The 8,038-nt window shown below is 60.8% G+C and carries 10 protein-coding genes; 7 read left to right on the top strand and 3 right to left on the bottom strand.

The window, feature by feature from the left end:
- Window positions 1-129: 129 nt before the first annotated feature.
- Window positions 130-1,065, bottom strand: a complete 936-nt coding sequence (locus tag KGA98_RS25965; protein ID WP_090457832.1) for a sensor domain-containing diguanylate cyclase — start codon at window positions 1,063-1,065, stop codon at window positions 130-132.
- Window positions 1,066-1,232: 167 nt separating this feature from the next.
- On the opposite strand from KGA98_RS25965, the gene KGA98_RS25970 reads away from it, so the two are divergent.
- The 3 genes from KGA98_RS25970 (at window position 1,233) to KGA98_RS25980 (ending at window position 2,453) form a co-directional block, all read left to right on the top strand.
- Window positions 1,233-1,931 carry an AzlC family ABC transporter permease gene (locus KGA98_RS25970; RefSeq protein WP_150814971.1) on the top strand — a complete coding sequence of 233 codons (699 nt, stop codon included), beginning with the start codon at window positions 1,233-1,235 and terminating at the stop codon, window positions 1,929-1,931.
- On the top strand, window positions 1,931-2,242 hold the full coding sequence (locus tag KGA98_RS25975) for an AzlD domain-containing protein (RefSeq protein ID WP_167362889.1): 312 nt from the start codon (window positions 1,931-1,933) through the stop codon (window positions 2,240-2,242). The genes KGA98_RS25970 and KGA98_RS25975 overlap by 1 nt, the downstream gene beginning before the upstream one ends.
- Window positions 2,243-2,306: 64 nt before the next feature.
- Window positions 2,307-2,453: a hypothetical protein gene (locus KGA98_RS25980; RefSeq protein ID WP_167362858.1), complete on the top strand. Its 147-nt coding sequence runs from the start codon at window positions 2,307-2,309 to the stop codon at window positions 2,451-2,453.
- A 159-nt stretch (window positions 2,454-2,612) separates the two neighbouring features.
- On the opposite strand, the gene KGA98_RS25985 is transcribed toward KGA98_RS25980, so the two are convergent.
- Window positions 2,613-3,293 carry an SOS response-associated peptidase family protein gene (locus KGA98_RS25985; RefSeq protein ID WP_150814970.1) on the bottom strand — a complete coding sequence of 227 codons (681 nt, stop codon included), beginning with the start codon at window positions 3,291-3,293 and terminating at the stop codon, window positions 2,613-2,615.
- Between the two features lie 207 nt (window positions 3,294-3,500).
- Between KGA98_RS25985 and KGA98_RS25990 the strand changes: the two genes are divergently transcribed.
- Window positions 3,501-4,400 carry a polysaccharide deacetylase family protein gene (locus KGA98_RS25990; RefSeq protein WP_057715475.1) on the top strand — a complete coding sequence of 300 codons (900 nt, stop codon included), beginning with the start codon at window positions 3,501-3,503 and terminating at the stop codon, window positions 4,398-4,400.
- A 94-nt stretch (window positions 4,401-4,494) separates the two neighbouring features.
- Here KGA98_RS25990 and KGA98_RS25995 read toward each other — a convergent pair whose 3' ends face one another.
- Window positions 4,495-5,382, bottom strand: a complete 888-nt coding sequence (locus KGA98_RS25995; RefSeq protein ID WP_057715474.1) for a LysR family transcriptional regulator — start codon at window positions 5,380-5,382, stop codon at window positions 4,495-4,497.
- 124 nt (window positions 5,383-5,506) lie between these two features.
- On the opposite strand from KGA98_RS25995, the gene KGA98_RS26000 reads away from it, so the two are divergent.
- From KGA98_RS26000 to catA, 3 genes are read left to right on the top strand one after another with little or no spacing between them, the layout of a single operon-like run.
- The gene (locus tag KGA98_RS26000) at window positions 5,507-6,655 is read left to right on the top strand and encodes a muconate cycloisomerase family protein (protein WP_174245512.1); all 1,149 of its coding nucleotides are present in this window, start codon (window positions 5,507-5,509) and stop codon (window positions 6,653-6,655) included.
- 10 nt (window positions 6,656-6,665) lie between these two features.
- A complete protein-coding gene (catC, locus tag KGA98_RS26005; RefSeq protein ID WP_008053771.1) occupies window positions 6,666-6,956 on the top strand; it encodes a muconolactone Delta-isomerase in 291 nt (96 codons plus the stop codon).
- A gap of 53 nt (window positions 6,957-7,009) precedes the next feature.
- Entirely contained in the window at window positions 7,010-7,939 is a 930-nt protein-coding gene (gene catA, locus KGA98_RS26010) for a catechol 1,2-dioxygenase (RefSeq protein WP_057715471.1), read from the top strand.
- The last annotated feature ends 99 nt before the right edge of the window (window positions 7,940-8,038 follow it).

Raw genomic sequence — 8,038 nt, forward strand, 5'->3', positions numbered from 1 at the left:
GGCGTGCGCAACGCAACCTTGCGCCTTGGTAATCAAGCCAATGACGGAAGAGTCGAGATTGAAGGTTGCGGACATACTTGCTTACACCCTGAGTGAGGCGCTCAGTTTTAAAAGCCGGCGCGCCGTTTGTCAATCACGAAAATCGGCGTACTCGGCGCGCATTCGGCCATTGTGCTTGGCCTTGTACAGCAGATGATCGACCTGTTCGACGAATTCCAGGGCCGTCGCGTGCATCGACGCCAGGGTGGTGCCGACGCCGAGGCTGATACTCAGCAGCTTCGACACGTTCGAGAATTCATGGGGAATCTGCTGCTGGCGAATCAGGTGCAGGCACTTGTGCGCCACCAGACGCGCTGACTCGGCATCGGTTTCCGGCAGCAGCCAGACAAACTCTTCACCGCCGATCCGCGCAATGAAATCCCGTGGCCGGTTCGCCGCCAGAGACAAGGTTTGCGCGACGCGGCGCAGGCATTCGTCGCCCTTGATGTGGCCGTAATGGTCGTTGTACTGCTTGAAGTAGTCGATATCCAGCACGATCACCGACAATGGCAAGCCGGTGCGCTGGGCATTGTTCCACTCGCGCTCCAGCACGGTGTCGAACATGCGCCGGTTGGCGATGCCGGTCAGGCCGTCCTGGAAGGAATACTCTTCAAGCTGCTTTTGCAGGCGGATCAGGTGCTCTTCGGTTTTCTTGCGCTCGCTGATATCGAACATGAAACCTACCAGCGCCTCGACTTCGCCGTCCTTGCGCACCACATGCACCACATCGCGGATCCAGACGTACTCGCCGCTTTCGGTGAGTGCGCGATAGTCGGCCTCGTGATCGATACCGGCGCGCGATTGCGAGACGCAGAAGTCCATCACGTAGTCGCGGTCATCCGGATGCATGCGCTCGACCCAGTCATTGACCGACGCCCAGCTGTGCTGTTTCCAGCCCAGCAGTTCTTCGATCTGTGGCCCGATGTAGCTGAACGTCATGGTTTTCCAGTCGATGCGCCAGGGAATCGCCCGGGTCGATTCAAGCAGGGTTTTATAAACGTCGCTGTCGGTTTCCACTGAACTCATGAAGGGCCTGCCTCGATGAAAATGCAGGGCCATCATGTTGCTAGCACTTTGGCGAATCAAGCGGGCAGCCGATGAATGGCACGCCACGTATCAGTGAGCAAGATTGTTCAAGCCTTCGGCCGCGACTGCTGGCACAGTCTGGGGTCTATCCCTGTCTGTAGAACGTTATGTCCAACTCAATCATGCCGCGCAGTGCCTTTTTTCGCGGCGCAGCGGCGATCATGCCGTTGTCCCTGGCCACCGCGCCCTGGGGCTTGCTGGCCGGTTCCATGGCCATCGAAGCCAACCTCACGCCCCTGCAAGGCCAGGGCCTGTCGAGCATTGTGTTTGCCGGTGCCGCGCAACTGGTGGCCATCGGCATGCTCAAGGGCGGTGCCGGGATTTTTTCGATCTTGCTGACCACACTGCTGCTGACCTCCCAGCATTTGCTCTACGGGATGAGCATGCGCTCGGTGATTTCGCCATTGCCGGGGCGCTGGCGCGCGGGCCTGGGGTTCTTGCTCACCGATGAGTTGTTCGCCCTGACCAGCCAGCACGACAAACAGCAGTTCAACCGCTGGTACGCCCTGGGCGTGGGCCTGACGTTCTACATCGCCTGGAACCTGTTCACCCTGGCGGGCATTGTGCTCGGCAGCAGCATTCCCGGCCTTGAACACCTGGGCCTGGATTTCTCCATCGCGGCAACCTTCATCGCCCTGATCACCCCGGTGGTGCGCAATGTGCCGACCGTGGTGTGCGTGGCGGTGTCGCTGTTCTGCTCGGTGCTGTTCAGCTACTGGCAATGGGGCTCGGCGCTGGTGCTGTCGGGGCTGGCGGGCATGACCGCCGGGTTTGTCTGCAATAAATTCTACGGTGGACGCACATGATGGTCTGGGCAGTGATTATCGGAATGGGCGTGTTGGTGTTCCTCAACCGCTATGTTTTTCTGGAACCGCGACTGCCGCTACGCTTGAGCAGCAATGCCCGGCAGTTCCTCGGGTTTGCCGTACCGGGCATGTTGACTGCCATCTGCGGGCCGATTGTGTTCATGCCGGAAAAACAGCTGAATCTGCACTGGGACAATCCCTATCTGATCAGCTCGCTGGTGGCGGTCGGGCTGGTGCTCTACACGCGCAATACGTTGCTCAGCATGCTGTTGAGCATGGGCTTCTTCTTTTTGCTGCGCTGGTGGCTCTGAGCGGGGCAGGGGAACTGATCTAAGCTTAAGTTGATGACCGATCCCTTCAGGAAGAGAGGTGAACATGGCCAATGAACCCAAGCAACCGGACCCGGAAGAAGATGAGGACGAACCCACGGAAGAAGAGATTGAGCAGCAGAAACGTTCGGTACCGGACTGGAAGCATCCTGACGACGGTAAGGAACTGTCAGAGCCTGACCGCAAGTTCTGAGCAGCACGGGAATACAACGAAGCCCCGCCATTGAGCGTAATGCTGCTGTAGGAGCGAGCTTGCTCGCGATGGTCGTTAACGATTACGCGTGTTTACTGGCTAAACGCGGCGCTCTTGAGTCCATCACGAGCAAGCTCGCTCCTACAGCTGTTGATCGGTTCATGGGACTTCCTTGATCAGCGTGGCGCCCTGGTTCCTGACATTGCCAACGGCCCTGTCGACCTTGTACCACTCGAATACATCGCTGGCCTCGCCCTGGGATAACGCCATTTCCTCGGCTCGCTCCCTGGGCGTGGCCGGGTCCAGCCATTCCCGCGCCAGTTCGGGTGAGAACACCACCGGTCGGCGGTCATGCACGTCAAGCATGCCGCCCGAGCTGTCGGCCGTCAGAATGACGAAACCGTCGTGTTCCCTGTGGGGCGCTCCGCCGATGGGGTACTGGCCGATGGCCGCGCAGAAAACCGGGGCGCGGTCCCGTCGCCGAATCAGCCACGGTTGTTTGTTGGCCTCGCCGGTGTCGACCCATTCGAACCAGTTATCAATCGGGCAGATCGCGCGATGGGGCCAGATCGCCCGAAAGTACGGGCCGTGAGCGACTTTCTCGACCCGGGCATTGACCGGCTCCACGCGATCCGTCGCCCAGTGCGGTCGCCACCCCCAACGCACGGCATCGGCGTGCAGCCGCTCGTTCTCCAGGTGCAGCAGGGCGAGTTGCGTGGTGGGGGCGGCGTTGTAGTGCCCCAGGGGTTCGTTGCCGACGCGATTGATCAGCGCGTCGGGGATGCTCAGCACCGCTACGAAGTCGTGGATTCCACGGTATTGCGACAGTCGTCCGCACATGGCCTGACACTCCGGTTAAGACGCTCCGACCGAAGCTTTGAGTTTAGTTGCTCGTGGCGAAACGGGCCTGGCGAGCACCGGAACCAAACCCTGTGTACCCTATCCAACCTCGGCCCGTCGTCTCGATGCGGGCCGACGACGGATGAGCGGGCGAAGGATCCTTGCCCATTGAAGTATCGACCGTGATGGTCTGGCCCAAGGCAAAAGATGAAACGATTGTTCAAGTGTTTAACGGTGTGCGCCCTGGCAGTGGGTTTGTTCGGCTGTATCGCCGCACCCATCGAAATGACTCCGCGGACCGAGCAGCGTTTGCAGGCGCAACCCCCCATCCGGTTTCTGCTGACCTTCGATGACGGCCCCAGTGCATCGAGCTGGTGGAATCCGACCGTCACTGTATTGGAGAGCCTGGCGCAAAACCCGCTGCAATCGGACATCAAGGCCGTGTTCTTCGTGCAAACCCGCGCTCCGCGAGCCGGTGGCAGCGAATTGGGCCGGGACATCATGCGTCGTGAACATGCCGAAGGTCATATCCTGGGCTTTCATACGGCAACACCCCGGCACACCAATCATCGTTCCCTTGACCCACCCGTGTTGGAGCAGGCCCTCACCGATGGAAGCGCCGACATCGCTGCGATTACCGGCGCTGCGCCAACCCTGTTGCGCCCGCCATTCTGGAACTACGACAAACGCACCTTCGCCGCTTATCAGCGGCATGGCCTGCATGTACTGCTCACCGACTTGAGCGCCAATGACGGCAAGATCTGGGGCTTCAACGCCAGCCCCCGGCGCCGGTCGCACATGCTGCGCTCGATGTCCGAAGTTCGCGAGCGCATTGCCCGCGGCGAGTTGCCGGTGGTCGATGGCGTGATTCCGGTGGTGGTGACCTTCCACGACCTCAACCGCTATACCGCCCGGCATACCCGTGAATACCTGCAGATTCTGCTCGACAGCGCCCGGGAGACCGGGGTGAAAACCGCCGACAAGCCGTTTTACGACGATCAGGCTGCGTTACAGCGGGCGGCCATGGCGCGCACCGTGCGTGACGGTTCGCAGCCGGTCGAATTGCCGGGGTTCTGGAACTGGATCTGGGGCGGGAACACCCGTTAGACGCTTGCAGAAATGAGAACTGGATCGCACTCATTGCGAATTTCACGGGGCGGGTTGCGGGCTGCCACAGGTGATTATCGCCTGTTCTATTGCCTTACGCTGCTGGTGGCAGCAGCTCATCAATCATCCGCAAACAATGGTTCAACCCCGGCGATACATCGCCCACCCGTCGGCTGAGAATGATCGGCGAGGTGGCGTTGTCTTCCAGCAGCGGGGTGAAGCCGATGTCGTCGCGGTGCAGCAACTGCACCGAGGCCGGTACCAGCGTGACGCCGATTCCCGCCCCCACCAACCCGATCGCCGTTTGCAGCTCGTTGGTCCATTGCGCGACGTGGATGCTCACGCCGTAGGACTCGAACAGGGCAATCACATGGTCGGCGTAACTCGGCCTTGGATTGCCGGGGTACAGCACAAAGGGTTCCTTGGCCAGTTCCCGCAAACTGATGGGCCCTGCGAGCAACGGATGCCCGGCGGGCAGGGCGGCGACCAGGCGGTCTTCGGTGAGCACGGTCTGGACGATGGCCGGGTCGTCGATACGGATTCGACCGAAACCGATATCGATGCGCCCGGCCTTCAACGCCTGCACCTGTTGCAGGGTGGTCATTTCAGAAAGCCCCAGCTCCAGCTCCAGCGGCTCGCCACTGCGTAACCGGCGGATCAGTTCCGGCAGCACGCCATACAGTGTCGACGGCGCAAAGCCGATACCCAGCCAGGTTTTCTCACCCAACCCGATGCGCCGGGTGTTGTCGCAGACCTTGTTCAGTTGTTCGAGCAGGGCGGTGGAGTGCTCGTGGAAAAACCGCCCGGCGTCGGTCAACTTCAGCGGTCGGCCGCGCTCGAGCAGCATCACCCCCAGTTCGTCCTCCAGTTGCTGGATTTGCCGACTCAAGGGCGGCTGGGCGATGTGCAGCAACTCGGCCGCGCGGGTGAAGTTGAGGGTTTGAGCCAATACCTGGAAGTAACGCAGGTGCCGCAGTTCCATGGGGCCTCCAGTCAATCAGTTGCATACCTTTAAGGTATCAAGTCAGACCAATTCTATATTGGCTTCAGGAAAAAAGCCGTACGAGAATCGATTCCAGAACTTCAAGAACCTGACGGGTATCGAAATGCTTGCAACAGCCATTGAGTCGATCGAGACGATCATCGTCGATCTGCCGACCATCCGCCCGCACAAGCTGGCGATGCACACCATGCAGAACCAGACCCTGGTGATCATCCGCGTGCGTTGCGCCGACGGCATCGAAGGCATCGGCGAATCCACCACCATCGGTGGTCTGGCTTACGGCAATGAAAGCCCGGACAGCATCAAGACCAACATCGACACGCACTTCGCGCCACTGTTGATCGGCCAGGACAGCAACAACGTCAACGCGGCCATGTTGCGCCTGGAGCGCAGCATTCGTGGCAACACCTTCGCCAAATCCGGTATTGAAACCGCACTGCTCGATGCCTTGGGCAAACGCCTCGGCCTGCCGGTCAGCGAATTGCTTGGCGGTCGTGTTCGCGATGCGCTGCCGGTGGCCTGGACCCTGGCCAGCGGCGACACCGAGAAGGACATCGCCGAAGCGGAAAAAATGCTCGACCTGCGTCGCCACCGCATCTTCAAACTGAAGATCGGCGCCGGGGAGGTCAACCGCGACCTGGCCCACGTCATCGCCATCAAGAAGGCCCTGGGTGACCGCGCCAGCGTGCGGGTCGACGTCAATCAGGCCTGGGACGAAGCGGTGGCGCTGCGGGCCTGCCGGATCCTCGGCACCAACGGCATCGACCTGATCGAACAGCCGATCTCGCGCAACAACCGCGCCGGCATGGCTCGCCTCAACGCGATGAGCCCGGCGCCGATCATGGCCGACGAATCCATCGAATGCGTGGAAGATGCGTTCAACCTGGCCCGCGAAGGCGCAGCTTCGGTGTTCGCCCTGAAAATTGCCAAGAATGGTGGCCCACGTGCCGTATTGCGCACCGCCTCCATCGCTGAAGCGGCCGGTATTGCCCTGTACGGCGGCACCATGCTTGAAGGTGGCCTGGGCACCATGGCCTCGGCCCATGCCTTCGTCACCCTGAACAAGCTGGCGTGGGACACCGAACTGTTCGGCCCGTTGCTGCTGACCGAAGACATTCTCAGCGAACCGCTGGTGTATCGCGATTTTGAACTGCACGTGCCGAAAACGCCGGGCCTGGGCCTGAGCCTGGATGAAGAGCGCCTGGCGTTCTTCCGCCGCGACAAGACATCCACCGCCATTCATCAAGCCTGAGGAGAGCATTATGCTGTTCCACGTAAAAATGACCGTGAATCTGCCGGTCGACATGAATCCCGAAGCGGCAGCCAAACTCAAGGCTGACGAGAAAGCCCTGGCCCAGCGCCTGCAAGAGCAGGGCAAGTGGCGCCACCTGTGGCGCATCGCCGGGCACTACGCCAACTACAGCGTGTTCGATGTCGACAGCGTTCAGGAACTGCATGACCTGCTGATGCAATTACCGCTGTTCCCGTACATGGCCATCGAAATCGACGCGATGTGCCGGCATCCTTCTTCCATCCGTGACGATGACCGCTGAGCCCAGCCTGTTCAGCGCTACGCTAATAATTACAAGATGAGGAACCCTTCAAAATGAACGTCAAGATTTCCCACACTGCCGAAGTCCAGAAATTTCTCGAAGAGGCCAGCGGCCTGCTCAACGACGCCGGCAACCCACGGACCAAGGCATTGGTCTATCGCATCCTGCGTGATTCGGTGAACATCATCGAAGACCTGGCCGTGACCCCGGAAGAGTTCTGGAAAGCCGTCAACTACCTCAACGTGCTGGGCGCTCGCCAGGAAGCCGGGCTGGTGGTGGCCGGTCTCGGTCTGGAGCACTACCTCGACCTGCTGATGGACGCCGAAGACGAGCAGGCCGGCAAATCCGGTGGCACGCCGCGCACCATCGAAGGCCCGCTGTACGTGGCGGGTGCGCCGCTGTCGCAAGGCGAAGCGCGTCTGGACGACGGCGTCGATCCGGGTGTGACCCTGTTCATGCAAGGCCGCGTGTTCAACACCGCTGGCGAACCCCTGGCCGGTGCCGTGGTAGACGTCTGGCACGCCAATACCGGTGGCACCTACTCGTACTTCGACACCACGCAATCGGAATTCAACCTGCGTCGCCGTATCGTGACCGACGCCGAAGGCCGCTATCGTTTCCGCAGCATCGTGCCGTCGGGCTATGGCTGCCCACCGGACGGTCCGACCCAGCAACTGCTCGATCAACTGGGTCGTCATGGCCAGCGTCCGGCGCACGTGCACTTCTTCATTTCCGCGCCGGATCATCGCCACCTGACCACCCAGATCAACCTTGACGGCGATCAGTACCTGCATGACGATTTCGCCTACGCCACCCGTGACGAACTGATCGCCAAAATCACCTTCAGCGACGATCAGCAGCGCGCGGCGGCCCATGGTGTGAGCGGTCGCTTTGCCGAAATCGACTTCGATTTCACCCTGCAGTCGTCGGCTCAGCCTGAAGAACAGCAGCGCCACGAGCGGGTTCGCGCACTCGAGGACTGATTGTCCTGATTCCCTGTAGGAGCGAGCCTGCTCGCGATGGACGTTAACGATAACGCCGGGTGCCTGATTCCCCGCGGCGTCCTCAAGTCCATCGCGAGC

This window comes from Pseudomonas sp. BF-R-24 (assembly GCF_019947335.1).
Taxonomy (GTDB): Bacteria; Pseudomonadota; Gammaproteobacteria; order Pseudomonadales; family Pseudomonadaceae; genus Aquipseudomonas; species Aquipseudomonas jessenii.

Bases quoted from the DNA above. Each gene is read 5' to 3' on its own strand.
- KGA98_RS25990 (WP_057715475.1), top strand. From the start codon at position 3,501: ATGAAACGATTGTTCAAGTGTTTAACGGTGTGCGCCCTGGCAGTGGGT.
- KGA98_RS26000 (WP_174245512.1), top strand. From the start codon at position 5,507: ATGCTTGCAACAGCCATTGAGTCGATCGAGACGATCATCGTCGATCTG.
- catA (WP_057715471.1), top strand. From the start codon at position 7,010: ATGAACGTCAAGATTTCCCACACTGCCGAAGTCCAGAAATTTCTCGAA.
- KGA98_RS25995 (WP_057715474.1), bottom strand. From the start codon at position 5,382: ATGGAACTGCGGCACCTGCGTTACTTCCAGGTATTGGCTCAAACCCTC.
- KGA98_RS25965 (WP_090457832.1), bottom strand. From the start codon at position 1,065: ATGAGTTCAGTGGAAACCGACAGCGACGTTTATAAAACCCTGCTTGAA.
- KGA98_RS25970 (WP_150814971.1), top strand. From the start codon at position 1,233: ATGTCCAACTCAATCATGCCGCGCAGTGCCTTTTTTCGCGGCGCAGCG.
- KGA98_RS25980 (WP_167362858.1), top strand. From the start codon at position 2,307: ATGGCCAATGAACCCAAGCAACCGGACCCGGAAGAAGATGAGGACGAA.
- KGA98_RS25985 (WP_150814970.1), bottom strand. From the start codon at position 3,293: ATGTGCGGACGACTGTCGCAATACCGTGGAATCCACGACTTCGTAGCG.
- catC (WP_008053771.1), top strand. From the start codon at position 6,666: ATGCTGTTCCACGTAAAAATGACCGTGAATCTGCCGGTCGACATGAAT.
- KGA98_RS25975 (WP_167362889.1), top strand. From the start codon at position 1,931: ATGGTCTGGGCAGTGATTATCGGAATGGGCGTGTTGGTGTTCCTCAAC.